This window comes from Geodermatophilus sp. Leaf369 (genome assembly GCF_001424455.1).
Classification (GTDB): domain Bacteria; phylum Actinomycetota; class Actinomycetes; order Mycobacteriales; family Geodermatophilaceae; genus Klenkia.
In genome coordinates this window covers 886,676-911,309 of record NZ_LMQA01000002.1, presented here as the reverse complement: position 1 = coordinate 911,309, position 24,634 = coordinate 886,676, and the positions used below count along the sequence as shown (strand labels likewise).

28 protein-coding genes are annotated in these 24,634 nt (G+C 75.4%); 7 read left to right on the top strand and 21 right to left on the bottom strand.

What is annotated here, in order from left to right; all coding sequences use genetic code 11:
* Positions 1 to 35 precede the first annotated feature (35 nt).
* The 5 genes from hemC to ASG36_RS13245 form a co-directional block, all read right to left on the bottom strand.
* Positions 36 to 968 carry a hydroxymethylbilane synthase gene (gene hemC / locus ASG36_RS13265; protein ID WP_055764482.1) on the bottom strand — a complete coding sequence of 311 codons (933 nt, stop codon included), beginning with the start codon at positions 966 to 968 and terminating at the stop codon, positions 36 to 38.
* Positions 965 to 2,338: a glutamyl-tRNA reductase gene (locus ASG36_RS13260; protein ID WP_055764480.1), complete on the bottom strand. Its 1,374-nt coding sequence runs from the start codon at positions 2,336 to 2,338 to the stop codon at positions 965 to 967. The genes hemC and ASG36_RS13260 overlap by 4 nt, the downstream gene beginning before the upstream one ends.
* Entirely contained in the window at positions 2,335 to 3,027 is a 693-nt protein-coding gene (locus ASG36_RS13255) for a redox-sensing transcriptional repressor Rex (RefSeq protein ID WP_055765120.1), read from the bottom strand. The genes ASG36_RS13260 and ASG36_RS13255 overlap by 4 nt, the downstream gene beginning before the upstream one ends.
* A gap of 210 nt (positions 3,028 to 3,237) precedes the next feature.
* Positions 3,238 to 3,492 (bottom strand): glutaredoxin family protein, encoded by a 255-nt coding sequence (locus tag ASG36_RS13250; protein WP_055764477.1) that lies wholly within the window; start codon positions 3,490 to 3,492, stop codon positions 3,238 to 3,240.
* Positions 3,485 to 5,101, bottom strand: coding sequence for a class I adenylate-forming enzyme family protein (locus ASG36_RS13245; RefSeq protein ID WP_055765117.1), 1,617 nt, complete (start codon positions 5,099 to 5,101; stop codon positions 3,485 to 3,487). Before ASG36_RS13245 ends, ASG36_RS13250 begins: the two co-directional genes overlap by 8 nt.
* A gap of 150 nt (positions 5,102 to 5,251) precedes the next feature.
* Here ASG36_RS13245 and ASG36_RS13240 point away from each other — a divergent pair, with 150 nt between their 5' ends.
* The 3 genes from ASG36_RS13240 to ASG36_RS13230 all read left to right on the top strand — a co-directional run bounded on the left by ASG36_RS13240 (position 5,252) and on the right by ASG36_RS13230 (position 8,368).
* A complete protein-coding gene (locus ASG36_RS13240; RefSeq protein WP_055764475.1) occupies positions 5,252 to 6,058 on the top strand; it encodes a sigma-70 family RNA polymerase sigma factor in 807 nt (268 codons plus the stop codon).
* A 112-nt stretch (positions 6,059 to 6,170) separates the two neighbouring features.
* Positions 6,171 to 7,400: a DUF5667 domain-containing protein gene (locus tag ASG36_RS23025; protein ID WP_055764473.1), complete on the top strand. Its 1,230-nt coding sequence runs from the start codon at positions 6,171 to 6,173 to the stop codon at positions 7,398 to 7,400.
* A gap of 53 nt (positions 7,401 to 7,453) precedes the next feature.
* Positions 7,454 to 8,368: an HAD family phosphatase gene (locus tag ASG36_RS13230; protein WP_082523070.1), complete on the top strand. Its 915-nt coding sequence runs from the start codon at positions 7,454 to 7,456 to the stop codon at positions 8,366 to 8,368.
* Here the strand turns inward: ASG36_RS13230 and ASG36_RS13225 are convergent.
* The 7 genes from ASG36_RS13225 to ASG36_RS13200 all read right to left on the bottom strand — a co-directional run bounded on the left by ASG36_RS13225 (position 8,365) and on the right by ASG36_RS13200 (position 14,024).
* Positions 8,365 to 9,276 (bottom strand): lysophospholipid acyltransferase family protein, encoded by a 912-nt coding sequence (locus tag ASG36_RS13225; RefSeq protein WP_055764471.1) that lies wholly within the window; start codon positions 9,274 to 9,276, stop codon positions 8,365 to 8,367. The genes ASG36_RS13230 and ASG36_RS13225 overlap by 4 nt on opposite strands.
* Positions 9,269 to 10,390, bottom strand: coding sequence for an NAD-dependent epimerase/dehydratase family protein (locus ASG36_RS13220; RefSeq protein ID WP_055764469.1), 1,122 nt, complete (start codon positions 10,388 to 10,390; stop codon positions 9,269 to 9,271). The genes ASG36_RS13225 and ASG36_RS13220 overlap by 8 nt, the downstream gene beginning before the upstream one ends.
* Positions 10,391 to 10,400: 10 nt before the next feature.
* Positions 10,401 to 10,499: a 30S ribosomal protein bS22 gene (locus ASG36_RS21570; RefSeq protein ID WP_012854759.1), complete on the bottom strand. Its 99-nt coding sequence runs from the start codon at positions 10,497 to 10,499 to the stop codon at positions 10,401 to 10,403.
* 208 nt (positions 10,500 to 10,707) lie between these two features.
* The gene (locus tag ASG36_RS13215) at positions 10,708 to 10,950 is read right to left on the bottom strand and encodes a helix-turn-helix domain-containing protein (RefSeq protein WP_055765112.1); all 243 of its coding nucleotides are present in this window, start codon (positions 10,948 to 10,950) and stop codon (positions 10,708 to 10,710) included.
* A gap of 514 nt (positions 10,951 to 11,464) precedes the next feature.
* A complete protein-coding gene (gene proC, locus ASG36_RS13210) occupies positions 11,465 to 12,298 on the bottom strand; it encodes a pyrroline-5-carboxylate reductase (protein ID WP_055764467.1) in 834 nt (277 codons plus the stop codon).
* Positions 12,299 to 12,321: 23 nt separating this feature from the next.
* Entirely contained in the window at positions 12,322 to 13,083 is a 762-nt protein-coding gene (locus ASG36_RS13205) for a hypothetical protein (RefSeq protein ID WP_082523069.1), read from the bottom strand.
* Positions 13,080 to 14,024, bottom strand: coding sequence for a hypothetical protein (locus ASG36_RS13200; RefSeq protein WP_055764464.1), 945 nt, complete (start codon positions 14,022 to 14,024; stop codon positions 13,080 to 13,082). The genes ASG36_RS13205 and ASG36_RS13200 overlap by 4 nt, the downstream gene beginning before the upstream one ends.
* A gap of 56 nt (positions 14,025 to 14,080) precedes the next feature.
* On the opposite strand from ASG36_RS13200, the gene ASG36_RS13195 reads away from it, so the two are divergent.
* Positions 14,081 to 14,890: a hypothetical protein gene (locus tag ASG36_RS13195; RefSeq protein WP_055764462.1), complete on the top strand. Its 810-nt coding sequence runs from the start codon at positions 14,081 to 14,083 to the stop codon at positions 14,888 to 14,890.
* On the opposite strand, the gene ASG36_RS13190 is transcribed toward ASG36_RS13195, so the two are convergent.
* Complete coding sequence (locus tag ASG36_RS13190) at positions 14,783 to 15,859, bottom strand: helix-turn-helix domain-containing protein (RefSeq protein ID WP_055764459.1); 1,077 nt, start codon at positions 15,857 to 15,859, stop codon at positions 14,783 to 14,785. The genes ASG36_RS13195 and ASG36_RS13190 overlap by 108 nt on opposite strands.
* Before the next feature lie 82 nt (positions 15,860 to 15,941).
* On the opposite strand from ASG36_RS13190, the gene ASG36_RS13185 reads away from it, so the two are divergent.
* Positions 15,942 to 16,193, top strand: a complete 252-nt coding sequence (locus tag ASG36_RS13185; RefSeq protein WP_055764457.1) for a hypothetical protein — start codon at positions 15,942 to 15,944, stop codon at positions 16,191 to 16,193.
* 10 nt (positions 16,194 to 16,203) lie between these two features.
* The gene (locus ASG36_RS13180; RefSeq protein WP_055764455.1) at positions 16,204 to 16,431 is read left to right on the top strand and encodes a DUF3072 domain-containing protein; all 228 of its coding nucleotides are present in this window, start codon (positions 16,204 to 16,206) and stop codon (positions 16,429 to 16,431) included.
* Positions 16,432 to 16,510: 79 nt separating this feature from the next.
* Here the strand turns inward: ASG36_RS13180 and ASG36_RS13175 are convergent, their stop codons facing one another.
* Together ASG36_RS13175 and ASG36_RS13170 are read right to left on the bottom strand one after the other, a co-directional pair.
* A complete protein-coding gene (locus tag ASG36_RS13175) occupies positions 16,511 to 17,191 on the bottom strand; it encodes a response regulator transcription factor (RefSeq protein ID WP_055764453.1) in 681 nt (226 codons plus the stop codon).
* Entirely contained in the window at positions 17,188 to 18,477 is a 1,290-nt protein-coding gene (locus tag ASG36_RS13170) for a cell wall metabolism sensor histidine kinase WalK (protein ID WP_082523068.1), read from the bottom strand. The genes ASG36_RS13175 and ASG36_RS13170 overlap by 4 nt, the downstream gene beginning before the upstream one ends.
* A 224-nt stretch (positions 18,478 to 18,701) precedes the next feature.
* Here ASG36_RS13170 and phoU point away from each other — a divergent pair, with 224 nt between their 5' ends.
* Positions 18,702 to 19,358: a phosphate signaling complex protein PhoU gene (gene phoU, locus ASG36_RS13165; RefSeq protein ID WP_055765110.1), complete on the top strand. Its 657-nt coding sequence runs from the start codon at positions 18,702 to 18,704 to the stop codon at positions 19,356 to 19,358.
* Between the two features lie 37 nt (positions 19,359 to 19,395).
* Here phoU and ASG36_RS13160 read toward each other — a convergent pair whose 3' ends face one another.
* From ASG36_RS13160 to mshA, 6 genes are all read right to left on the bottom strand, one after another.
* Positions 19,396 to 20,151 carry a phosphoglyceromutase gene (locus ASG36_RS13160; protein ID WP_055764451.1) on the bottom strand — a complete coding sequence of 252 codons (756 nt, stop codon included), beginning with the start codon at positions 20,149 to 20,151 and terminating at the stop codon, positions 19,396 to 19,398.
* A gap of 20 nt (positions 20,152 to 20,171) precedes the next feature.
* Positions 20,172 to 20,474, bottom strand: a complete 303-nt coding sequence (locus ASG36_RS13155; RefSeq protein ID WP_055764449.1) for a hypothetical protein — start codon at positions 20,472 to 20,474, stop codon at positions 20,172 to 20,174.
* Between the two features lie 5 nt (positions 20,475 to 20,479).
* Positions 20,480 to 21,103 carry a hypothetical protein gene (locus ASG36_RS13150; protein ID WP_055764447.1) on the bottom strand — a complete coding sequence of 208 codons (624 nt, stop codon included), beginning with the start codon at positions 21,101 to 21,103 and terminating at the stop codon, positions 20,480 to 20,482.
* Positions 21,104 to 21,182: 79 nt separating this feature from the next.
* Positions 21,183 to 22,733 (bottom strand): MFS transporter, encoded by a 1,551-nt coding sequence (locus ASG36_RS13145; RefSeq protein ID WP_055764445.1) that lies wholly within the window; start codon positions 22,731 to 22,733, stop codon positions 21,183 to 21,185.
* Positions 22,730 to 23,245, bottom strand: a complete 516-nt coding sequence (locus ASG36_RS13140; RefSeq protein WP_055764443.1) for a YbjN domain-containing protein — start codon at positions 23,243 to 23,245, stop codon at positions 22,730 to 22,732. The genes ASG36_RS13145 and ASG36_RS13140 overlap by 4 nt, the downstream gene beginning before the upstream one ends.
* Positions 23,242 to 24,606 (bottom strand): D-inositol-3-phosphate glycosyltransferase, encoded by a 1,365-nt coding sequence (mshA, locus tag ASG36_RS13135; protein ID WP_235494949.1) that lies wholly within the window; start codon positions 24,604 to 24,606, stop codon positions 23,242 to 23,244. The genes ASG36_RS13140 and mshA overlap by 4 nt, the downstream gene beginning before the upstream one ends.
* Positions 24,607 to 24,634: the final 28 nt, after the last annotated feature.

Genomic DNA, 24,634 nt, shown 5'->3' with positions numbered 1-24,634 from the left:
GGGGTCTGTGGGGTGCTGCTGGGTGGTGCGGTGGGTCATCGGCTGACGGCCATGAGGGCCGCCGCGCCGCGGTCGAGCAGCTCGGCGGCGAGCTCGCGGCCCAGCCGGGCCGGGTCGGCCGCGGGGCCCGACGTCGACCCGCGGACGGCGTCGCTGCCGTCGATCGCGGTGACCGAGGCCCGCAGGTACAGCTCGTCGCTGCCGTCCTCGGCCTCGCCGATCTCCGCGTGCGCGGCGACCGGGGCACTGCAGCCGGCCTCCAGGGTGGCCAGCACGGTGCGCTCGGCCACGACGCAGGCGCGGACGCCCGCGTCGTCGAGGGCGGCCAGCAACGACCGGGTGGTCGCGTCGTCGCTGCGGCACTCCACGGCGAGCGCCCCCTGCGCCGGCGCGGGGAGCACCTGCAGCGGGTCGAGCACCTCGGTGACCGCCTCGAGCCGGTCGAGCCGGGCCAAGCCTGCCCGGGCGAGGACCACCGCGTCCAGTTCGCCGCTGCTGACCTTGCCCATGCGGGTGTCCACGTTGCCGCGGATCGGCACGACCTCCAGGCCCAGACCGAGCGCGCGCAGCTGGGCCACCCGGCGCGGGGCGCCCGTGCCGACGGTGGAGCCGACGGGCAGCTCCCCCAGGGTCAGGCCGTCGCGGGCGACGAGGGCGTCGCGGGGGTCCTGCCGGGCCGGGACGGCGGCGATGGTCAGCCCCGGCTCCTCGGCGGTGGGCAGGTCCTTGTAGCTGTGCACCGCGAGGTCGACCGTGCCGGCGTGCAGGGCGTCGCGCAGCGCGCTGACGAACACCCCGGTGCTGCCCAGCTGGGTGATGGCCGCGGCCGACCGGTCGCCCTCGGTGGTGATGTGCACCAGCTCGACGGGGACCCCGCTGGCCGCGGTGATGGCATCGGCGACGTGCTGGGACTGGGTGAGCGCCAGCCTGCTGCGCCGGGTGCCCAGCCGCAGCGGTGGGCGGGTCACGAGACCTCCCGGTCGACCCGGGGCCGGCCGGTGCCCGCGGGCAGGTCGGCGTCCACGACGGCCTCGGCCAGGGTGGCCGAGCTCGTGTCGGCGTCCAGGCCCAGCCCGAACAGCGCGCGCAGCGCGTCGGCGTAGTCGGTGCCGCCCGGGGCCCCGGCGAGCTCCTTGACCCGCACGGTCGGCTCGTGCAGCAGCTTGTCCACGACCCGGCGCACGGTGCGGGCGATCTCGCTGCGCGCCCGGGCGTCGAGGTCGGGCAACCGGGTCGACAGCCGCAGCAGCTCGGCGTCGACTACCCCGGCGGCCTGGCTGCGCAGCGCGGACACCGTGGGCGCCACGGCGGCGGCCTGCCGCTCGGCGCGCAGCAGCGAGGTCTCCAGCTCGACCAGGGCGTGCGCGGCGGCGATGTCGTCGCTGGCCACCGTCCCCGCCAGCGAGCCGGCGTGCCGCTCGGCGCGCTCGCCCTGCAGCATCGCGAGGTCGACCACGTGCACCCCGGGCAGCGCGCCCACGGCCGGGTCGACGTCGCGCGGCAGGGCCAGGTCGACGACCACCAGCGGACGGTCGCGGCCGACCATCGCCGAGGTGACCACGTCGGTGCCGATCACGGTGCCGGTGGCACCGGTGCAGGTGACCAGCACGTCGGCGAGGGCCAGCTCCTCGGCGAGGGACTCCAGGTCGGCGGACCGGCCCTGCAGGGACTCGGCGAGCCGGGCGGCCGAGGCCGGCGTCCGGCTGGCGACGGTGAGGGCGGCGCCGCGGCGGGCCAGCGTGGTCGCGGCCAGTGCGCCCATCGAGCCCGCGCCGACGACGAGCACCGGACGCCCGGCCAGGTCGCCGATCCGCTCGGTGACCCGCTCCAGGGCCACCGACACCAGCGAGGCGCCGGCCTTGTCGATGCCGGTCTCCGAGTGCACCCTCTTGCCCACCCGCAGCGCGCGCTGGGTGATCGGGTGCAGCTCGCGGCCGATCGTGCCCTCGGCCTGCGCGAGCGCGTACGCCGCCCGCAGCTGCCCGAGCACCTGGGTCTCCCCGACGACCATCGAGTCCAGACCGGCGGCGACGGTGCAGAGGTGGCCGATGGCCTGGTCCTCGTAGTGCACCGTGACGTAGGGCGACAGGTCCTCCACGGTGGCCCCGGCGTGCCGGGCGAGCACCCGGCTGACGTCGGTGACCCCGCCGTGGAAGCGGTCGACCTCGGCGAAGACCTCGACCCGGTTGCAGGTCGCGAGAACCAGGGCCTCGGAGACGTGCTCGGAGTCCAGCAGCTCGTGCAGGGTCTTGGCCGTGTCGTCCCCGGTCATCGCGACCTGCTCGAGCAGGGCGACCGGCGCGGTCTGGTGGCTGATGCCGACGGCGAGCAGGCTCATCGGGCGACCCCCACGGCGGTGAGGTCGGTCGGGACGGTGTCGGGCACCAGCTGCACGCCCTTCTGCTGGTCGAGGAAGGCGAGCACCTGCAGCTCGACGGAGAGGTCCACCTGCCGGACGTCGACGCCGGCGGGGACGGTGAGCGCCTGGGGGGCGAAGTTCACGATGCTGCGCACGCCGGCGGCGACGAGCCGGTCGCAGACCGACTGGGCGACCTCGGCCGGGGTGGTGACGACGGCGATGGTCACGCCGTGCTCGGCCACCACGGCCTCCAGGTCCTCGACCGGGCGCACGGTGGTGTCCCCGACGAGGTCACCGACCCGGGCGGGGTCGGCGTCCAGCAGCCCGACGAAGGTGAAGCCGCGGCTGCCGAAGCCGGCGTACCCGGCCAGGGCCGAGCCCAGGTTGCCCATGCCGACCAGCACGCAGGCGCGCTGCTGCTCGACCCCGAGGGCCCGGGCCAGCCGCTCGCGCAGCGCGGGCACCGCGTAACCGACCCCGCGGACCCCGCAGGGGCCCAGGTAGGAGAGGTCCTTGCGCAGGCCGGCCGGGTTGACCCCGGCGGCCGAGGCCAGCTCCTGGCTGGACACGTGACTGCGACCGCCGCCGGAGAGCCCGGCGAGCACACGCAGGTACACCGCCAACCGGGCGACGGTGGCCTCCGGGATCATCCGGGGCCGCGGCTGCATCACGGGCCAACTCCACAGCGGTCGGAGACCGCGCGACGGGCGGGAGCCCGGGCGATCTCGCAGACATCGGGGGTGCCGGGGCACGTCTCGCTCCGGCAACGCCACGGTAACCGCTTGTGAACGCAGGAACAAAGTCGCTGCGGGCGTCTGTGCAGGTCATGCGCGTCCGCTGTGGTGGAGAGCACCCTACGGCGGCCCGCCGGAGCCGTCTCAGGCGGTGCCGAGGTCCCGGCGCAGCCGCGGCACGTCGACGGTGAAGTAGGAGTGCTCCCGCCCGTCGAGCAGCACCACCGGCACCCGGTCGCCGAACTCGGCCTGCAGCTCGGGGTCGCCGTCCACGTCGACGGCGGTCACCGTGAGCGACGCCTCCTCGGCCAGCCGACCCAGCGTCTCGGCCGCCACCGCGCACAGGTGGCAGCCGTCCCGGGTCAGCAGCTGCAGCCGCGGGGTCTCCGGCTCAGTCACCCCGGGTCACCCCCTCGACCTCCTGGGTCTCCGCGGCCATCCGGTCAAGCCCCAGCTCGCGCAGGCGGGCGCGGCTCACCTTGCCGGTGAGCGAGTGCGGCAGCTGGTCCACGAACCGCACCGAGGAGGGCACCTTGAACCGAGCCAGCGAGCGGGCCGCGAAGGTGCGCAGCGTCTGGACGTCGACCTGCGACCCGGGCGTGCGGACGACGACGGCGCGCACCGACTCCCCGGTCCGGTCGTCGGGGACCCCGATGACCGCGGCCTCCGCCACCTCCGGGTGGGCGTCGAGCACCCGCTCGACCTCGCCGGGGTAGACGTTGAACCCGCTCACCAGCACCAGGTCACGGCGGCGGTCGACCAGGTGCAGGTCGCCGACCGCGTCCCGGTAGGCGATGTCCCCGGTGACCAGCCAGCCCTCGTCGTCCGGGCCGTCGGCGCCGTCGGGCCAGTAGCCGGAGAACAGGTTGGCCCCGCGCACGCAGACCTCGCCGGCGCTGTCCGGGGGGTCGTCGCCCCACGGGTCGCCGAACACGTCCTCGCGCACCTTGCTGCCGGGGTCCGGCCCGGCGCCCGGGCCGCCGGCGGTGTCGCGCAGCACCAGCTCCACCCCGGGCACCGGGGCGCCGATGCAGCTGGGCTTGGCCCGGCCGGTGACCAGCGTGGTGGCCAGCACCGGGGCTGCCTCGGTGAGCCCGTAGCCCTCCCAGACCGTCACCGCGGCCCGGTCGCGCATCGCCGTCCAGACCCGGGCCGGCAGCGGGGCGGCCCCGCAGCTGGCGGTGTGCACGGCGGCGAACGCCCGGCGCAGCGCGGTGTCCGAGCCGGTGTGGTCGGCCGCGGCCAGCCAGGCCTGGTACATCGGCGGGGCGCCGGGGACGGCCGAGACGCCCTCGGCGGCCATCAGCTCCAGCGAGGACACCGGGTCGAAGGCGTCCACCAGCACCCCGCACGCCCCGGTCGCCGCGGTCAGCCCGAGCCCGCCGTTGAGCCCGTAGACGTGGAACAGCGGGAGCACCAGCAGCACGACGTCGCCCGGGCGCACCGGTGCCGGCTCGACGGCGAGCACCTGCCGCTGGTTGGTCAGCAGCGCCGCGTGGGTGAGCATCGCGCCGCGCGGGCGCCCGGTCGTGCCGCTGGTGTAGGCCAGCAGGGCCAGTGCGGAGGCGTCCGAGGGCGGGGCCGGCGGGGCGTCGTCGGACTCCGGCGGGCCGTCCAGCACCGGCACCCCGGCCGGGCCGGTGCGCTCCTGCGTGGCCACCACCAGCCGGGCGCCGGAGTCGGTGAGCAGGTGCTCGAGCTCGGGGTCGGTGTAGGCCGGGTTGACCGGGACGACGACCAGGCCGGCCCGCAACGCGCCCACCACCGCCAGCACCCAGTCCACGCCGTTGGGCAGCTGGACGGCCACCCGGTCGCCGGCGGCGAGCCCGCGGGCGGCGTAGCCGGCGGCGGTACGGTCCACCTGGGCGTCGACCTCGGACCAGGTCAGCCGGCGGTCGCCCTGCACCAGCGCGGGGGCGTCCGGGGTGGCGCGCGCGGCGGCCCGGAACAGCCCGTCGAAGGTGGCGACGCCGTCCGCGCCGCCGTCGTCGTCGTGGTGTGCCGGCACCGGGACCACTCCCTCGTCAGTCGGCTGCGTCGCTCGTCCCGGGGGGTCCCGCGTGGACGCAGGCCACGGATGTTGTCACCATGGGCCCCACCTGCGCAGGTCGCCCCGTGCGAGGTCCGCCGGTCCGGTGACGAGGAGGTGCACGAGGCAGTGGCCCGTCCGCACCCGACCGATGCCGCCCCGCTGTCCGGACGCGCCGCCGCCCCCGACTCCGAGGACCTCCCCACGGTCCCCCGCCCCCGGCCCTCGCCCCGTCCGCGCACCACGGACCGGCCCACCCCGGCACCCCGCCGCCCGGTCGACGACGCCCCGCCGGTCGTCGCCGTCCCCGCGGAGCCGGAGCCGGAGGAGGACGTCGAGGACCTCGAGGACCTCGGGGACGACCTCCCCCTCGAGCCCGAGGGCGAGGAGCAGATCGCCGTCTGGACCCTGGTCCAGCGCGCCCAGGAGGGCGAGGCCGAGGCGTTCGGCCTGCTCTACGACCGGTACGCCGACATGGTCTTCCGCTTCCTCTACCACCGGGTCTCCGACCGGCAGACCGCCGAGGACTTCACCAGCGAGACCTTCGTCCGCGCGCTGCGCCGGATCGACTCGCTGTCCTTCCAGGGCCGCGACGTCGGGGCCTGGCTGGTCACCATCGCCCGCAACATCGTCCGGGACCACGTGAAGAGCAGCCGGTTCCGGCTGGAGGTCAGCACCGCCGACATGCGCGACGCCGACCGGGCCACCGACGGCCCGGAGGACGCCGTGCTGCAGGGGCTCACCAACGCCGAGCTGCTCTCCTGCATCGGCCGGCTCGGCGACGAGCAGCGCGAGTGCATCGAGCTGCGGTTCCTGCAGGGCCTCTCGGTGGCCGAGACCGCGGCCGCGATGGGCAAGAAGGACGGCGCGATCAAGGCGCTGCAGCACCGCGCGGTCAAGCGGCTGGGCTCGCTGTTGCCGGAGGGTCTGCGATGAGCCCGACGGGTGTGACAAGTTACCCATCGGTACCCCGTACCGGTACCCGGCGACCGTCGTTGCGCCTGGTGACGGCCCCCTCGGGGCTGCACGGGGCAGACGGAGGACGGCAGTGAGGCACGGCGCGCAGGAGGGACCCACGGTCGAGGCCGGGGACGGCCCGGTCACGCCCGCCGACGCCCTGCTGACGCGGCTGGCGCTGCTCTCCCGGGACGCCCCCGACCTCGAGGCCGACGTCCGGTCGGCCCAGCGGGCCCGGCTCGTGGCCATGGCCGCCGTCCGCACGCCGGAGCCCGCACCGACCCTGGCGCAGCGGGTCCTGGCCCGCCGCGCCGTCGACGCACCCGCATCGCCGTGGCGGACCCGCCTCACCGCGGGGCTGGCCGGTGCCTCGCTGACCGTCGCCGCACTGGGCGGTGTGGTGGCCCTGGCGCAGGGCGCCGAGCCCGGCGACCTGCTCTACGACCTCAAGCGGGGCACCGAGCAGACCCAGCTCGCGCTCGCCTCGGACTCCGAGCGCGGGCTCACCCTGCTGGGCTTCGCCTCGACCCGGCTCCAGGAGCTCGGCGAGCTGGCCGCCGGCGAGGCCGGTGCCCTGCCCGCGGCCGCCCCGACGGCCGACGGTCCCGACGTCGTGCTGGCCGCCGGCGGCCTGGACGCGGCCACCGTGACCAGCGTGCTCGACACCATGGACGACCAGACCCGGGAGGGCGCCTCGGCGCTCACCACCTACGCCCTGCAGGCCCAGGACCGGGCCTCCTTCGGCGTGCTGTCGGACTGGGCGGACGGCCAGCGCAGCGGGCTCGACGCGCTCCAGCCCTCGGTGCCCGAGGCCGCGGTGACCGAGGTCAGCGAATCCCGGCAGATCGTCTCCCAGGTGGCCGCCCGGGCCACCGCCCTCCTGGCCGCCCTGGACTGCCCCGGCGGCCCGGTCACCGCCGGCAGCGATGCCCTGGGTCCCGTCCCCAGCGCCTGCGTCAGCGCCACCGGGCCGGCCACCTCGACCACCACGGCCCCGGTGCCCGGCTCGGTCGCCCCGAGCACCGCGGCCCCCGCGCCCGGGACGGCGGCCCCGACCGCGGCCCCCACCTCCGGGGGCGCTGCGAGCACCGGGGGCGGTCAGGGCGGCGGCGCCGGCGGGACCGGTGGCGCCGGCTCACCGGCACCCACCACGGCTGCTCCCGCCGCCCCGACGTCGTCCGCGCCGACGGCCGGGCTGCCGCTCCCGGTCCCGGTCCCCACCGCGGTCCCCACGACCTCGGGTGGCGCGCTGGTCGAGCTGCCCCCGGTGGGCCCGATCGAGGCCTGCCTGCCCCCGCTGGTGACGGTCGGCTGCCGCTAGGGTCGTCCCCGGTCGACCGTCCGTCCGTCCCGACAGTCCCAGGGGGTCCACCGGTGGCTCGAGTCCCCTTCCGCGGAGCCCGCGCCCGCACACCGGCGCTGATCGAGGACGAGGAGACCCGCGCCCTCGTCGCCGGTGCCGCCGCGGCGGCGGCCACGGAGGTCGAGCCCCCCGCGGCCGCCGAGCCCGACCCCACCGCGGCGGCGTTCTTCGACTGCGACAACACGATGATGATGGGCGCCTCGCTGTTCTGGTTCGCCCGTGGCCTGGCCGCCCGCAAGTACTTCACCGGCCGCGACGTGGCCTCCTTCGTCTGGCAGCAGGCCAAGTTCCGGGTGGCCGGCAGCGAGCAGGCCATCGACCTGCACACCGTGCGCGACAACGCACTGGCCTTCATCGCCGGCAAGACGGTGGTCGAGATCGTCGACGCCGGCGAGGAGATCTACGACGAGCTGATGGCCGACCGCATCTGGGCCGGCACCCGGCTGCTGGCCCAGCAGCACCTCGACGCCGGTCAGCGGGTCTGGCTGGTCACCGCGACCCCGATCGAGCTGGCCTCGATCATCGCCCACCGGCTGGGCCTGACCGGCGCCCTGGGCACGGTCTCCGAGGTGGTGGACGGCGCCTACACCGGCCGGCTGGTCGGTGAGCTGATGCACCACGAGGCCAAGGCGCAGGCGGTGCGGGCGCTGGCCGAGCGGGAGGGCCTGGACCTGCGTCGCTGCACCGCCTACAGCGACTCCTCCAACGACCTGCCCATGCTGTCCCTGGTGGGCACCGCGGTCGCGGTGAACCCCGACGCCGAGCTCAAGGCGGTCGCCCGGTCCCGCGGCTGGGTGGTCAAGGACTTCCGCACCGGCCGCAAGGCGGCGCGCATCGGCGTCCCCACCCTGGGTGCGGCGGCCCTCGGCGGCGGCGCGGTCAGCGGCCTGCTGGCGCTGCGCCGACGCAACGTCTGGCCGTTCTAGCTGAAGACCGACCGGCGCTTGAGGAGCAGCTGGTAGAGCGAGTGCTGGATGGTCTCGCGCACCTGGTCGGTGAGGTTGAAGACCAGCATCGGGTCCTCGGCGGCGTTCGGGCCGAAGTGCGCGGTCTCGATCGGCTCACCGAAGGCGATGAACCACTTCGAGGGCAACGGCACCAGCCCGGCGGGGCCCAGCAGCGGGAACGTCGGGGTGACCGGGAAGTAGGGCAGGCCGAGCACCCGGGCGACGGTCTTGGCGTTGCCGATCATCGGGTAGATCTCCTCGGCCCCGACGATGGCGCACGGCACGATCGGCGCCCCGGTGCGCAGGGCGGCGGTGACGAAGCCGCCGCGGCCGAAACGCTGCAGGGTGTACCGCTCGCTGAACGGCTTGCCCACGCCCTTGAACCCCTCGGGGAAGACCCCGACGAGCTCGCCCTCCGAGAGCAGCCGTTCGGCGTCCTCGTTGCAGGCCAGCGTCGCGCCGAGCTTGCGGGCCATCGCGCCGATGAAGGGCACCTGGAACACCAGGTCGGCGCCCAGCAGCCGGAAGCGGCGCTCGGCGGGGTGCTCGTCGTGCAGCGCGACGGTGGTCATCAACGCGTCGACCGGGATGGTGCCGGAGTGGTTGGCGACGACGAGGGCGCCCCCGACGTCGGGCACGTTCTCCAGGCCGAGCACCTCGACCCGGAACCACTTCTCGAACAGCGGGCGCAGCACCGGCATGAGCAGGTGGTCGGCGAGGTCGGGGTCGAACCCGAACTCGTCGGTGGCGTACTCCCCGGTGAGCCGGCGGCGGAGGAACTCCAGCCCGCCGGCGACGTGGGCGTCCCAGCCCTTGCCGGGCGGGGCCGGCTCGGGCGGGGGCTCCGGGCCGTCGGGGTGCAACCGGATGACGCGGGCCTCAGGCATCGCGCACCGCCCGGAGCCCGGCGGCGACCGGGGTGCCGGGGCGACGACGTCCGCCGGCGAGCGAGCCGACGTCGTCGAGGAGGGTGGCCACCTGCCCGACCACGTGCTCGGCCGCGGCCGCGACGCCGCCGACCAGCTCGGGCCGGACGACGGGGGCCACGGTGCGGGCGTAGTCGGCCAGGGCCTGCTCGGTGGTGAAGCGCGGGGTGTAGCCGAACTCCTCGCGCAGCACCCGGGTGTCGACGACCCGGCCGAAGTTGAGGAAGCGCATCTGCTCCGGGGAGTAGTCGGTGATCCCGGCCTGCCGGGTGAGCCGGCCCAGCGGCCCCATCGCCGCACTCGGCAGCGGCAACGCGACCCGGCCCAGCCGGCGGATCGCCTGGGAGAGCAGCACGGTGCCGGGGGCGCCGACGTTGACCGTCCCGGCGAAGTCCCCGGTGGTGGCCCGCACCAGCACGGCCACGGCGTCGTCCTCGTGGAGCAGCTGGACGCGGGCGTCGAAGCCCAGCGCGGTCGGCACCACGGGCATCCGCAGGAAGCCGGTGAGCAGCGAGTCGATCCGCGGGCCGATGAAGTTGGTGAACCGCAGCACGGCGACGTCGACCTCGGGCCGCCGGCGGGTGAAGGACCGGACGTAGCCCTCGATGTCCAGGCTGTCCTTGGCGAAGCCACCACCGGGCACCCGGCGGGCCTGCATGGACTCGGTGAACACCGCGGGGTCGCGGGGGCTGGCGCCGTAGACCGCACTGGTGGACTTGAGCACCAGGCGCCGGACGGAGGGCGCGCGCTGGCAGGCGGCCAGCAGCTGCATCGTGCCGATGACGTTGAGTTCCTTCATCGACGTGCGCCCACCGGATCCGCCCGGGGTGGAGCTGATGTTCATGTGCACGACGGTGTCGACCGACGCCGAGGCGATGACCTTGCCGATCAGCGGGTTGCGGATGTCGGCACGCACGAACTCGGTGCGCCCGAGGCGGCGGAGCGCCTCGGGGCCGGGGGGCACGGAGTCCACCCCGATGACCCGCTCGATCGAGGGGTCGGCCGCGAGCTCGGCCGCCAGCGCCCCGCCCAGCCACCGGCTCACACCGGTGACGAGCACGACCGCGGGCGGCACGAGCGTCAGCTCACTTCTTGTTGCGACGCTGGACGCGCGTCTTCTTCAGCAGCTTGCGGTGCTTCTTCTTCGCCATCCGCTTGCGGCGCTTCTTGATGACCGAACCCATGTGATGCTCCCGACGTCGTGGTCGCCGGCACCCGACGAGCGACCCGGAGGTCACGCCGGGCACCGCGCGAGGGTGTTCCGCTCGTGACGCCGCCCCCGGTGGGGGCACGGCGTTCAGCGACCGAGCCTACCTGGGGCCCTCGGCCCCGGCCCCTTCGCAGGGTCCCGGCCGGCGCGGAGCGTCGGTCGGGGGGCGGAGGGGTCCTTCCTCAGGCGATGTCGGTGTACGCGTCGCGCAGGTAGTCCTGCACGGCGCGCTCGGGCACCCGGAAGGACCGGCCGACGCGGACGGCCGAGAGCTCGCCACCGTGCACCAGGCGGTACACCGTCATCTTGGAGACCCGCATCATCGCGGCGACCTCGGCGACGGTGAGGAACGTGACGGCCGACCGCTGCGGGGCCGCAGGGGCCTGGCGGTTGACCGGGCCGGCGGCCGGGTGGGCTGCAGGCACGGGACGGGCGACCGACGCAGCCGAGACCGGGCGGGCGACGGGTCGCGGGCCGGGCTGAGCGGGACGGGCGTTGTAGCCGGTGCTGCGCTGGGGCATGGTCATCTGTTCATCTCCGCTACCTGGCACGAATCGGGCCGCCGGCTTCCCCACCGGCGGACGGGACACGTACGTGCTGGAAGAGACGTTAGGGGGCGGTTGGGACAGATGCGATGGGTGAAGCGGACAAGCGGACCGGTCCGTCCTGGGCACATGTCGACACGACAGAGCGTGGTCACCCCCTGACGGCGCGTCGTTGCCGGGTCGACACGTCGTCATGACGCTCGGTGGCGACAGGGTTGTGCCGGTCTGGACGGACTGCTGTCACATGTTCACCACGGGTGAGGACGGAGCGGTTCGCTCGAAAACAACCGCACCACGTGCCACTCGGGCGTGTCGCAGCCCCACGGGCGGGTGTCGAGGGGCGTAGAGACCGACGGCCGTCTCCGTCACCCCCTCGGACGACCCTCGATCGGGCTCAGCGACCGAGCTCGACCGAGCGGTCGTGGGCGGCCTCGATGGCGGCGATCAGGGCGGCCCGCACCCCGTGCCGCTCGAGCTCGCGGATGGCCGCGATCGTGGTCCCGCCGGGGCTGGTGACCGCCTCGCGCAGCTGCACCGGGTGCTCCCCGGAGTCCCGCAGCATGGTCGCCGCGCCCAGGGCGGTCTGCACGATCAGGTCCGCGGCCAGCGTGCGCGGCAGGCCGAGCAGGATCCCGGCGTCGATCATCGCCTCGACGAGGAAGAAGAAGTAGGCCGGGCCGCTGCCCGACAGCGCGGTGACCGCGTCCTGCTGGGACTCCGGCACCCGGCGCACCTGGCCGACCGCCGACAGCAGCGCCTCGGCCTCGTCCAGGTGGGTCTCGTCGGCGTGCGCCCCGGCCGACAGCACGCTCATGCCCTCGTCGACCAGCGCCGGGGTGTTGGGCATGACGCGCACGACCGGCGTGCCCGGGGGCAGGGCGGCCTCGATCCGGGCGGTCGGGACGCCGGCGGCGACGGAGACGACGAGGTGGTCGCCGTCCACGTGCGGGGCCAGCAGGCCCAGCAGGGTGTCGACGTCCTGCGGCTTGACCGCCAGCAGCAGCACCCTGCTGGCCGCGGCAGCCGCGGCGAGGTCCATCGCGCGGATGCCGTGCCGCTCGACGAGCTCGGCGGCCCGCTGGGGGCTGCGCTCGACGACGACGATGCCCGCGGCAGCGCCGGGACGCCGGACCAGGCCGGACACGAGGGCCTCGCCGATCTTCCCGCCGCCGACGACGGCGAGTCCGGTGCGGCCGTGGCCGGGTGCGGGGGTGGGTGCGCTGGTCACGCGCAGACGCTAGCGGGGGCCGGTCAGGTGCCCGAGAGCAACCCGGCCGCGGGCACCACGGCCAGCAGGGTGCCGGCGAACAGCAGCACGAGCAGCACCCGGGTCTCCAGCGGCGGCTGCTTCTGCCTCGCCCGCCAGGTGGCGACCCCACCGACCAGACCGGTGACGACGACCGGGGCGGCGACCGCCGCCAGGTAGGGCAGGAGCTCCCAGAGCACGGTGAACAGGTAGTAGACGCCGATGCCGACCCCGACGGCCACCAGCAGCTCCGCGGCGAAGCGGGCCCAGGCCAGCGCCGACTGCCTCCCCGTGAGCGGTTCGCGCTCCTCCTCGGCCGCCGGCAGCACGACCTTGGGGATCGGACCGGTCGAGGCCAGGTCGGGCGCACCGGACCGCGACCCCACGCCACCGGGCACCCCGGGGGTGCGGGAGGGGCGCAGGCCGGGGATGGCGGCCGTGGTGGGCCCGCTCTCGAAGAGCACGCCCTGTCCGGGGGCGACCGGCTCGGGGAGGTCGACGTCGGTCTTGCGGCGACCGACACGGGGTGGCGCGGGCTCGGCCGCGGGGGTGGCCTCGTCGTCCGCCCGGCGGCCGGCGCTGCGGCGGTCGCCCGTGCGCCGGTCCCCACCGGAGACCGGGGGCCTGGTAGACCCCTCACCCGGACGGCGGCGCCGTCCGGCGGGTGGGCCCGACGTGCCCGGCCGGGTGCCCGCCTCGGACTCCAGGCCGTGCTCACGCAGGATCTCGGCCAGGGAGCGGACCGAGTGGTCCACGGGATCGCTCACGCGCCCTCCAGTGCGTCCAGTCGGCGCAGGATGATGCCCTCGCGCAACGCCCAGGGGCAGATTGCCACGAACGGGACGTCGACCGCCCGCAGCGCCGCCCGGGCCACGACCGCCCCGGCCGCGACCTGGTGGGCCCGGTCGACCGAGACGCCCTGCAGCTGCGACAGCGCCCCGGCGTCGATCCGGGAGACGAACCCGACCAGCTGCCCCAGGCTCACCGCGCTCATCTGGCGGGGCACCCGGAGGCCGGCCGAGTAGGGCGCGGCCCCGGTCAGCCGGGCCAGCGTGCGGAAGGTCTTCGAGGTGGCGACCACGAGATCGGGGGGCCCGGCCGCGGCCAGCCGCCGGGCCGCCGGGGCGAGCAGGCGGGAGGCGTGCGCGTCGAGCTCGGCGAGGGCCTCCAGGCTCGGGGTGCCGCCGCCGTGCGCCGAGGGCAGGAACCGGCGGGTCATCCGGCCGGCGCCCAGGGGCAGCGACAGGGCGACGTCGGGGTCCTCGTCGATGCCGGTGGCCAGCTCCAGCGAGCCGCCGCCGATGTCCAGGGCCAGCAGCCGGCCCGCGCTCCACCCGAACCAGCGGCGGACGGCGAGGAAGGTCAGCCGCGCCTCGTCCTCCCCGGTGAGCACCTGCAGGTCGACGCCGGTGGCCTCGCGCACCCGCTCGAGCACCCGCGGGCCGTTGGAGGCCTCCCGGATGGCCGAGGTGACGAAGGCCAGCAGCTCCTCGCAGCCCTGCTCGTCGGCGACCTGCCGGGCCCGGCGGACGGCGGCCAGCAGCGCCTTCTCCCCCGCCTTGGACAGCACTCCGTCGTCCCCGACGTGCTCGGAGAGCCGCAGCACCGACTTGTCGTCGTGCGCCGGGGTCGGGTGGGCGCCGCGGTGGGCGTCCACCACGAGGAGGTGCACCGTGTTCGAACCGACGTCGAGCACTCCCAGCCGCATGGTCGGACAGTCTGCCGGGTGGCCGGGCGCCGGCCCGCACGTGGTGGACTGGACCGGTGCCCGAGGACGACGTGAGCGGTGAGGTCGGGCCGGACTTCGCCCGGGAGTGGGTGGAGTTCACCGACCCGGCCGACCCCGACCACCGGGTGCGTGCCGACCTGACCTGGCTGACCTCGGCGTGGACCTGCGTCTACGGCCGGGGCTGCGCAGGGGTGGTCGCCGGGCGGGCCGAGGACGGGTGCTGCAACCACGGCGCGTTCTTCACCGACACCGACGACCTGGAGCGGGTCACCGCGGCCGTCGCCGAGCTGACCGGCGCCGACTGGCAGCGTCGCCCGGAGTGGGCCGCGGACTGGACCGAGCCCGACGAGCTCGAGGACGACGGGGAGCAGGCACTGCGCACCCGGGTGGTGGACGGGGCCTGCGTGTTCCTCAACCGGGCCGACCACCCCGGCGGCGGGGGCTGCGCGCTGCACGGGCTGGCCGAGCGCACCGGCCGGCACCCGCTGGAGACCAAGCCCGACGTGTGCTGGCAGCTGCCGGTGCGCCGCGAGCAGGAGTGGGTGGACCGCCCCGACGACACCCGGGTGCTGGTGAGCAGCATCGGGGAGTTCGACCGCCGCGGCTGGGGCCCCGGCGGCGCCGACCTGCACTGGTGGTGCACCGGGTCACCGCTGGCCCACGTCGCGCCCGAGCCGCTGGTGCTGACCTACGCCGCCGAGCTCACCGAGCTCCTGGGCCGGCCCGCCTACGCCGAGCTACGCCGGCTGACCGAGGCCCGCCTGGACCTCGGCCTGATCGCCCCGCACCCCGCCAGCCCCCGCCCGGTGCCGGTCCAGGTCCACCGGCACCGACCCACCACCTGAGCCCAGCCGGGTGCGGAAGGCCTGCCGGTAGGCCCGCGGGCTGATCCCCCGGCGGCGGGCGAACTGCTCGCGCAACCCGGCCGCGGTGCCGAAGCCGACCAGCCGGGCCACCTCCTCCACCGGTGCGTCGGAGTCGGTCAGCAGCGTCTCGGCCGCGGCCAGCCGCTGGTCCAGCAACCAGGCGTGCGGCGTCGTCCCGGTGGTGGCCTTGAAGCGGCGGGCGAAGGTGCGCGGGCTCATCAGCGCCCGGCGGGCCAGGCCGTCGACGGTGATCTCCTCGGCCAGGTGCGCCTGGGCCCAGCCCAGGACGACGCCCAACAGGTCGTCCTCGCACCGGGCCACCGGGGTGTCGACGTACTGGGCCTGCCCGCCGTCCCGGTGCGGGGGCACGACCATCTCCCGGGCCAGCGCGTTGGCCGGTCCCGGCCCGTACTCGCGGCGCACCCAGTGCAGCAGGGCGTCGACCCCGGCGGCCGTGCCGGCCCCGGTGATGACCGACCCCTCGTCGACGTAGAGCACCCGGGGGTCGACGTCGACGGCGGGGAACCGGGCAGCCAGGTCACCGGCCATCCGCCAGTGCGTGGTGGCGCGCAGGCCGTCCAGCAGGCCGGCCTCGGCCAGCACGAAGGCGCCGCTGCAGTGGCTGATCAGCTGGCCGCCGCGGGCGTGGACCGCGCGCAACGCGTTGAGCACCGCGGGCGGGCAGGGCGCCTCCTCGTCGTGCCGGGCGGTCACCACCACGACGTCGGAGAGGGCCAGACGGTCCAGCCCGTGCTCGACGACCACGGTCAGGCCGGTGTCGGTGCGGACCAGGCCCGGCACCTCGGCCACCAGCGCGTAGTCGAAGCGCGGCAGGCCGAAGCGGGTGTGGTCGTAGCCGAACACCTCGCTGGCCGAGCCCAGCCCGAAGGCCCCGAGCGTGCCGTTGCCGGCCAGGACGCTCACCACCAGGGGACGCGGGTCGCTCATGCGGCAGAGCATGGCAGGAAATCGACGATCGTGGTCGTTCCTGCCACTTCTGGTCCCGGCCGGACCGCGCCAGGCTGCTCCCATGCTGCTGATCACCTGCCCCGTGACCCACTCCGACCAGCTGGTCGCCGACCGTCGGGTGCGCCCGGTCGCCGACCCCCGCACCCGCCCCGGCGTGGTCGCCGTGGCGGTCGGGTGCCCGTGCGGGCAGAGCCACGTCTACCTCACCGGCCGGCGCATCGAGGAGGCCCGGGCGCGGCTGTCCTGCACCGCCCGGGGCCGGGCCCCGCAGCCCGCGGGCGCTCGCCGCGCGGACTCCCCGGTACCCGCCTAGCCTCGAACACATGAGCGAATCAGAGTCGAAGGTCAACACCGGCCAGCCCGGTGACCCCACCGCCGAGAAGGACCCCAACGACTGGGTGACCGGCGACGAGCCCGCCACCGGTGCGCAGAAGAGCTACCTGTCGACGCTGGCCCAGCAGGCCGGTGAGGACGTCCCCACCGACATCAGCAAGGCCGACGCCTCGATCAAGATCGACGAGCTCCAGGAAGAGACCGGCCGCGGCAAGTGAAGGACCCCCTCGCCCCCCAACGGCACGCTCCGCGCGCCGTTGGGGCCCTGCGAGGGGGCCGTTCCATCGGGCTGCGGTTCTAGGCCTCGAACTTGTAGCCCAGGCCCCGCACCGTCACGAGCCACTTGGGGGTGGCGGGGTCGGGCTCGATCTTGGCGCGCAACCGCTTGACGTGGACGTCGAGGGTCTTGGTGTCGCCCACGTAGTCCGAGCCCCAGACCCGGTCGATGAGCTGCCCGCGGGTGAGCACCCGGCCCGCGTTGCGGAGCAGCAGCTCCAGGAGGTCGAACTCCTTGAGCGGCAGGGAGACCGGCTCGCCGTCCACGGCAACGGTGTGCCGTTCGACGTCCATCCGCACGGGGCCGGCGCCCAGCGTGGCCTCACCGACCTGCTCGGTGTCGGTGCCCCGGCGCAGCACCGCGCGGATGCGGGCCAGCAGCTCCCGCGCGGAGTAGGGCTTGGTGACGTAGTCGTCGGCCCCGAGCTCCAGGCCCACCACCTTGTCGATCTCGGTGTCCTTGGCGGTCAGCATGATGATCGGCACCGCGCTCTTGGAGCGCATGGTGCGGCACACCTCGGTGCCCGACAGCCCGGGCAGCATGAGGTCCAGCAGCACGATGTCGGCGCCGTTGCGGTCGAACTCGGCCAGGGCGTCGATGCCGTTGGCGGCGACGACCGCCTCGTACCCCTCACGGCGCAGCATGTAGGACAACGCGTCGGAGAAGGACTCCTCGTCCTCCACGACCAGCACTCGGGTCATGACCGTCCTCTCGGGGAACTCGGTTCGGCGTCGGCGTGACCCACGGGGGTCGCTCCGACGGCAGCTCGCAGGGCGGCGACCCGGTCGACCGACCGGCCCGCCTGGTCGTCGGTGGGTGCGGTGGTCGTCTCGGCGGGCTCCACGGGGGCCAGCGGGATGCGCAGGGTGAACGTCGACCCCAGGCCCTCCTCGCTCCACACCGTCACCGAGCCACCGTGGTTGGTGGCCACGTGCTTGACGATCGCCAGCCCGAGCCCGGTGCCGCCGGTGGCGCTGGCCCGCGACTGGTCGACCCGGTAGAAGCGCTCGAACACCCGGGCGCGGTCCGCGCGCGGGATCCCGATGCCGGAGTCGGTCACCGCGATCTCGGCGAACCCCGAGCGGGCCCGGGTGCCGACGGCGATCTTCGTGGCGTCCGGGGAGTAGGCCACCGCGTTGGCCAGCATGTTGGTCACCGCGGTGGCCAGCTGGGCCTCGACCCCGCGCACGACCAGGCCCTCCTGCTCCCCGACCGCCAGGTCGATGCCCTTGGCGGCCGCGGCCAGCCGGGTGCGGTCCACGGCCTCGGCGACGACGGTGGAGACCTCGACGGGGGCCAGGTCGGGCAGCGGCTCGGCGCCCTGGAGCCGGGACAGGTCGATCAGCTCGCGGACCAGCCGGGCCAGCCGGTCGGCCTCGTGGGTCATCCGGGCGGCGAAGCGCTGCACCGTCTCCGGGTCGTCGGCAGCACCCTGGGTGGCCTCGGCCAGCAGCGCGAGCGCCCCGACCGGCGTCTTCAGCTCGTGCCCGACGTTGGCGACGAAGTCGCGGCGGACCGCCTCGACCCGGCGGGCCTCGGTGACGTCCTGCAGCACCAGGGCCACCGGGCCGGGCTCCAGCGCCGGGCCTCCGCCCAGCCGGACGCCGTGCACGCCCACCATCCGGGGGCCGGAGCCCACGAGGTCACCGGGCAGCTGGACGTCGGCCCGGCAGCTGCTGCCCCCGCGCACGTCCTGGGCGATGGCCAGCAGACCCGGGACCAGGAGCCGGGTGCCCCGGACGATGCCCAGCGCGCGGGCCGACGGGTTGGCCAGGACCACCTCGTCGGCGGCGTCGAGCAGCACGACCGCGGGGTCCATCAGGTCCACCAGCCGACGGCTCAGGACGGCGACCGGTGGCGCCGGGTCGGGCTCGTCGACCGGCGACGTGGGCGGCCCGGCACCCACGGGACGGGAGCGGGCGACGAGGAGGCCGACGGTCACCCCGCCCAGCAGCAGGCCGAGCGCCAGCCACAGCAGCGGGTGCACGGGATCGATGCTAGGCCGCTCCGGGCCCCGTCCTGCCCCGGATCCGGCCCGCGCACCCCCACCGGGGGAGGTGTTCACGGGCGCGTGTCCGGTCGTTCACCTGCGAGGCCCGACAGCGGTGCCCCGCCCTCCCTATCCTGGCCCCAGGCGCGACGGAGGCACCCAGACCGGGGTGCGCCGCGCCGGTGACGACGCGGCGAACGGGCCGCGTGCTGGAGGGGACCATGCGGGACAGCTACCGCGAAGAGCTCGACGACATCAACGCCCAGCTGGTCGAGATGACCAACTCGGTGGGCTCGGCGATGAGCAAGGCCACCACCGCCCTGCTCGACGCCGACGTGGCCCTGGCCGACCTCGTCATCGCCGGCGATGCGCACATCGACGCCGTGCGGGAGAACGTCGACGACCGGTGCTTCACCCTGCTGGCCCGCCAGCAGCCGGTGGCCACCGACCTGCGCGCCATCACCACCGCGATGGCCACCGTGCAGGACCTGGAGCGGATGGGCGACCTCGCCCAGCACATCGCCAAGGTCGCCCGGATGCGCTTCCCCGACCACGCGGTGCCGCAGGAGGTCCGCCCGGTCTTCCTGGACATGGGCCACATCGCCGAGAGCCTCGTCGCCCAGGCCGGCACGATCATCGCCAAGCGCGACGTCGAGGCCGCCGTCCGCCTCGAGGCCGACGACGACCTCATGGACCGCAACCACCAGCAGCTCTTCCGCGAGCTGCTCAGCGACGACTGGCCGCACGGCATCGAGTCGGCCATCGACATCACCCTGCTGGGCCGCTACTACGAGCGCTTCGCCGACCACGCCGTCAGCGTCGCCCGCCGGGTGGTCTACCTCGTGACCGGCGAGCGCCCCCTCCCCATCGCGAGTTAGGGGCCAGGCCCCGGGGCGATCTCCCGGGGCCCGGCTCCTAGCGCTTGCCCTGGTTCGCCACCGCCTCGATCGCGGCAGCGGCGGCGTCGGGGTCGAGGTAGCGGCCGCCGGGGGTGGTCGGCCTCAGGTCGGCGTCCAGGTCGTAGCGCAGCGGCACGCCGGTCGGGATGTTCAGCCCCACGACCTCGTCGTCGCCCATGCCGTCGAGGTGCTTGACCAGCGCCCGCAGGCTGTTGCCGTGCGCGGTGACCAGCACGGTCTTCCCCGCCCGCAGGTCCGGGACGATCGCGTCGTACCAGTACGGCAGCATCCGGACGACGACGTCGGCCAGGCACTCGGTGGCCGGCCGGGCCTCCGGGGGCAGGAAGGCGTAGCGCGGGTCGGCGTCCTGGCTGTACTCGTCGCCGGCGTCGATCGGCGGCGGCGGGGTGGCGTAGCTGCGCCGCCAGGTCATGAACTGCTCCTCGCCGTACTCGGCGAGGGTGGCGGCCTTGTCCTTGCCCTGCAGCGCGCCGTAGTGCCGCTCGTTCAGCCGCCAGGAGCGGGTCACCGGGATCCACTGCCGGTCGGCGGCGGCCAGCGCCAGCTCGGCGGTGGTGATCGCCCGCTTCAGCAGCGAGGTGTGCAGCACGTCGGGCAGCAGGCCCTCGGCGGCCAGCAGCTCGCCCCCGCGGGCGGCCTCGGCGCGGCCCTTCTCCGACAGCTCGACGTCCACCCAGCCGGTGAACAGGTTGGCCTTGTTCCACTCGCTCTCGCCGTGGCGGAGCAACACGAGAGTCCCGGTATCGGTCACGGGACCATCCTGCCCGACGCTCAGCCGGTCAGGAGCGGCCAGGCCAGCCAGAGCTCCAGCAGCGCCGGGGGCACCAGCCCGACCAGCAGCCAGACGCTGCGCACCCGCCGCCCGGTGCTCCAGCGGACGACGCCGACGACCGCCACGCACAGCGCCACGGTCAGCACGCCGTAGACCACGGCCGCGCCGTCGTCACCGGTGGCGAACTGGGCGAAGGCCGAGCGCACCGCGCACCACAGCAGCGGGTAGGCCAGCGCCGAGGCCAGCACCACGCCGGTCAGCGCTCTGGTGCGCTCCCGGGCGGCCTGCTGGCGCGCGTCCACCGGACTCAGCCCAGGGTGCCGGCCCGCCAGCGGCGGGCCGTGGCGGCGAGCTGCTCGGCGGTGCGCCCCAGCGCGTGCCCGCCGCGGGTCACCCGGTCGGCAGCCGCGGAGTCGGTGTCGTCGAGCTCGTCGGCCAGCGCGGCCCGCCCCCCGGCGACCACCCAGCAGAACGCCGCCGCCCGGTCCAGGGCGACGTCGAGGTCGCCCTCGAACACCCCGGTGAGCACCGCGTCGGCGAGGTCGCGGACGCCGTCGGGACCCGGCGGGTCGGCCAGCCCGGCGACGACCTCGCGGGGCAGCACCCGGCCCCGGCCGGCCTCGAACTGGCGGGCCGCAGCGACCGGGTCGCGCTGCACCCAGGCACGCAGCAGGTAGAGCCGCCACAGCGCACCGGGCAGCGACACCGGCGGGCTGTCGGCCCACAGCTCGGCGAGCTCGTCGAGGCCCTCGTCGTCGGCCAGGGTGACCAGTCGGCGGGTGACCTCGGGGTCGTCGGTGTCGCGGGCCCGGTCGACCAGGGCGAAGGCGACCCCGCGGGCGGCCTCGACCGCGGCGATCGGGTCGACCTCCCCGGCGAGGTGGTCGCCGAGGGTGGCGCGCAGCAGCGGTCGGCGGGATCGGGCGGCCATCGGTCCTCCTCGGTGGTGACGGCCGCGGGTGGGACGACCTCCTCCGTTGTACGTGGCCGGACGCCGGGAGGCCAGCCGGTCAGCCCTGGTCCCCCGCCGGTTCGACCCGACGGCCCGGCAGCCAGACCAGGCAGATGACCGCGGCCACGACGGCCGAGGCCGCCGTCCCCACGGCCGTGACGTGCATGGCCTCCACGAACGCCTGGCGCGCCGGGGCGAGCAGCCCCTCGGCGTCCGGCCCGGCGACCCGCACCGCCTCGATGGTGGCCACCACCGACTGCCGGGCCTGCTCCCGGGCACCCTCGGGCAGCAGCTCGACGGCGTCCCCGAGCCGGGCGGCGTAGACCCCGGCCACCAGCGACCCCAGGATCGCGACGCCCAGGGCGCCACCGACCTGGCGGACGGTGTTGTTCACCGCTCCCCCGGCGCCGGCCTTCTCCCGGGGCACCACGCTCATGATCGACTCGGTGGCCGGGGCAAGGACGGTGCCCAGGCCGAGGCCCTGCACGAAGAGCACGACGAGCACCAGCCAGACCGGCGGGTCGACGTCGAGCAGCTGGTTGGCCGCGAACGCCGAGGCCATCAACCCGAACCCGGCAGCGCAGACCAGCTTGGCGCCGAACCGGTCGGCCAGCCGGGACGCCCGCGGGGAGGCGATGGCGATGGCCACCGCCATCGGCACCAGGGCGGCGCCGGACTGCAGCGGCGAGTAGCCCAGGGCGCCCTGCAGGTAGTAGACGAGGTAGAACGTCGCGCCCTGGAGGGCGAAGAAGTTCAGCGCGAGCGCGGCCGCGGCGGCCGAGAAGGCCGGCAGCCGGAACAGCGACACGTCCAGCGCCGGGTGCTTCGTGCGGCGCTGCCACCACACGAACACCCCGAGCACGAGCAGCCCGCCCAGCAGCGGTGCGAGCACCCCCGGGGTGCCCCAGCCGACGCCCTCGCCGCCCCGGATGATGCCGAACACCAGCGCGCCCAGCCCGGCCACCGACATCAGCACACCGGGGACGTCGAGCCGGCCGGGAGCCGGGTCTCGGGACTCCGGCACCAGGAACAGCACCCCGAGGGCGCCCAACGCCGCCACCGGGATGCCGAGCAGGAAGACCGCGCCCCACCAGTAGTGCTCCAGGACGAGGCCCCCGGCCAGCGGCCCGCCGGCGATGCCGATGCCGGCGGCCCCGGCCCAGACCCCGATCGCCCGACTGCGCTCGGCGGCGGGGAAGACGTTGCTGATCACGGCCAGCGTGGCCGGTTGCACGGCGGCCCCGCCGACCCCCATCAGGGCCCGCCAGGCGATCAGCTCGCCGGCCGAGCCGGAGAAGGCGGCCAGCAGGGAGCCCACGGAGAACACCGCGAGGCCGATGAACAGCACCCGCCGCCGGCCGATCCGGTCACCGATGACACCCCAGCTGAACAGCAGCCCGGCGAACACCAGGATGTAGGAGTCGATGGCCCACTGCAGCTGGCTCTGCGTGGCCCCGAGGTCGCGCTGCAGGGTCGGCAGCGCCACGTTCAGCACCGAGTTCCCCATGATCACGACCAGGACGCAGACGATCATGGTGACCAGCACCCACCAGCGGCGCCGGTGGGCCTCCCCCGTCGTCGCGGTGGGCGGCTGGTCCGTGCGGGTCACGACTCCGGCGCGGGGTCCGGACGGCGCTGCGCGAAGTCGGCGAAGGCCTCCAGGTTGCGCAGGGACTCCCCGCGCTTGACCCGCCAGTCCCACTCACGCCGGATGGAGCTGCCGAAGCCGATCTCCAGCATGGTGTTGAAGTGGTCGTCGGCGTAGCTGAGGACCGCACCCAGCAGCCGGTCCAGCTCCTCGGCGCTCACCGCGGCGTGGCTGAGCCGACCGGTCAGGTAGACGTCCCCGACGCTGTCGACGGAGTAGCTGACGCCGTACATCCGGGCGTTGTGCTGCAGCAGCCAGGTCCACAGCTGCTCGCGGTTCTCGTCGGGCTGGCGGCAGACGAACGCCTCGACCCGCAGCCCGTGGTCGCCCAGGATCAGCCCGCAGACGGTCGTGAGCTTGTTGTGCCCGGGCAGGTCGACCAGGAAGCGGCCGGCCGCCGGGTGCTCGTAGACCAGCTCGGCGTCGCGCAGCGCGGCGTCCACGACGGCCTCGAGCTCGTCCAGCGACCTCACCGCGAGCCCCCGGTGCCCGAGAGCGCCCGGACGGCGTCGCGCACCCGGTCGCGCGGGGAGCGGACCTGCTGGGCGGCGTCGAGCTCGGCGATCGCGGCGGTGTAGGCGCCGAGCAGGGAGTCCGCGGTGCGGTCCCAGCTGAACCGGGCGGCGTGCCGGCGGGCGCCCGGTGCCAGCACGTCGCGCTGCTCGACGACCTTGCGGATGGCCGCGGCGTAGTCGGCCGGGTCGTGCCCGTCGACCAGGACGCCGGAGACGCCGTCCTCGACCGCGGTGGGCAGCCCGCCGACCGCGGCCGCCACCACCGGGGTGGCGCAGGCCTGGGACTCCAGCGCGACCAGCCCGAAGGACTCGTTGTGGCTGGGCACCACGGTGACGTCGGCGGCCCGGTAGTGCTCGGCGAGGGAGTCCGGGGCCTGCGGCGGGACGAACCGGACGACGTCGGCGATGCCCAGGGAGACCGCGAGCTCCTGCAGCTGGCGCGGCTCGGCCAGGCCGCTCCCGCTGGGGGCCCCGACCACCAGCACCTGCAGCCGGTCGCGCAGCGCGGGCTCGTCGGCGAGCATCCGGGCCGCGGCGTACAGCAGCACGTCGGGGGCCTTCAGCGGCTGGATGCGGCCGACGAACAGCAGCACCAGGGCGTCGTCGGCGACCCCGACGGCGCGTCGGGCGGCCGCCCGGTCACCCGGGGAGAACCGCTCCAGGTCCACACCCGGCGGGACGACGAGGGTGCGCGCCGGGTCGGCGTCGTACCAGCGCACGAGCTGGCGGGCCTCCTCGGCGGTGTTGGCGATGAGCCGGTCGGCCTCGGCGACCACCTGCTCCTCGCCGATCACCCGGGCGCGGGGCTCGGGGGCGTCCCCGTCGGCGAGCGCGGCGTTCTTGACCTTGGCCAGCGTGTGCGCCGAGTGCACCAGCGGCACGCCCCAGCGGTCCCGGGCCAGCCAGCCGACCTGCCCGGAGAGCCAGTAGTGGCTGTGCAGGACGTCGAAGTGCCCCGGTTCGTGCCGGGCCTCCTCGCGCAGCACCGCGGCGGTGAAGGCGCACAGCTGGGCCGGCAGGTCGTCCTTGCCCAGGCCCTCGAAGGGCCCGGCCGACACGTGCCGCACGGTCACCCCCGGCACCATCTCCACGACCGGCGGCAGGTCGGAGCTGGTGGCCCGGGTGAACACCTCGACGGCCACGCCGCGGGCGGCCAGCCGCCGGGAGACCTCGACGATGTAGACGTTCATGCCCCCGGCGTCACCGGCCCCGGGCTGGTCCAGCGGGCTGGTGTGCACGCTGAGCGTGGCGACCCGGCGGGGCAGCAGCGGCTCGCCGGAGCGGAGCACCCCCGGGCGCAGCGGACGGCGAGCGGGCACGTGGCTCCTCCCGCCGGTTCGTGTCCAG

Excerpts from the sequence above, each read along its gene's own strand:
- ASG36_RS13260 (WP_055764480.1), bottom strand. The coding sequence starts at position 2,338 with ATGAGCCTGCTCGCCGTCGGCATCAGCCACCAGACCGCGCCGGTCGCC.
- ASG36_RS13255 (WP_055765120.1), bottom strand. The coding sequence starts at position 3,027 with ATGCAGCCGCGGCCCCGGATGATCCCGGAGGCCACCGTCGCCCGGTTG.
- ASG36_RS13225 (WP_055764471.1), bottom strand. The coding sequence starts at position 9,276 with ATGCCTGAGGCCCGCGTCATCCGGTTGCACCCCGACGGCCCGGAGCCC.
- ASG36_RS21570 (WP_012854759.1), bottom strand. The coding sequence starts at position 10,499 with ATGGGTTCGGTCATCAAGAAGCGCCGCAAGCGGATGGCGAAGAAGAAG.
- ASG36_RS13200 (WP_055764464.1), bottom strand. The coding sequence starts at position 14,024 with ATGCGGCTGGGAGTGCTCGACGTCGGTTCGAACACGGTGCACCTCCTC.
- ASG36_RS13190 (WP_055764459.1), bottom strand. The coding sequence starts at position 15,859 with ATGAGCGACCCGCGTCCCCTGGTGGTGAGCGTCCTGGCCGGCAACGGC.
- ASG36_RS13185 (WP_055764457.1), top strand. The coding sequence starts at position 15,942 with ATGCTGCTGATCACCTGCCCCGTGACCCACTCCGACCAGCTGGTCGCC.
- ASG36_RS13180 (WP_055764455.1), top strand. The coding sequence starts at position 16,204 with ATGAGCGAATCAGAGTCGAAGGTCAACACCGGCCAGCCCGGTGACCCC.
- ASG36_RS13175 (WP_055764453.1), bottom strand. The coding sequence starts at position 17,191 with ATGACCCGAGTGCTGGTCGTGGAGGACGAGGAGTCCTTCTCCGACGCG.
- phoU (WP_055765110.1), top strand. The coding sequence starts at position 18,702 with ATGCGGGACAGCTACCGCGAAGAGCTCGACGACATCAACGCCCAGCTG.
- ASG36_RS13150 (WP_055764447.1), bottom strand. The coding sequence starts at position 21,103 with ATGGCCGCCCGATCCCGCCGACCGCTGCTGCGCGCCACCCTCGGCGAC.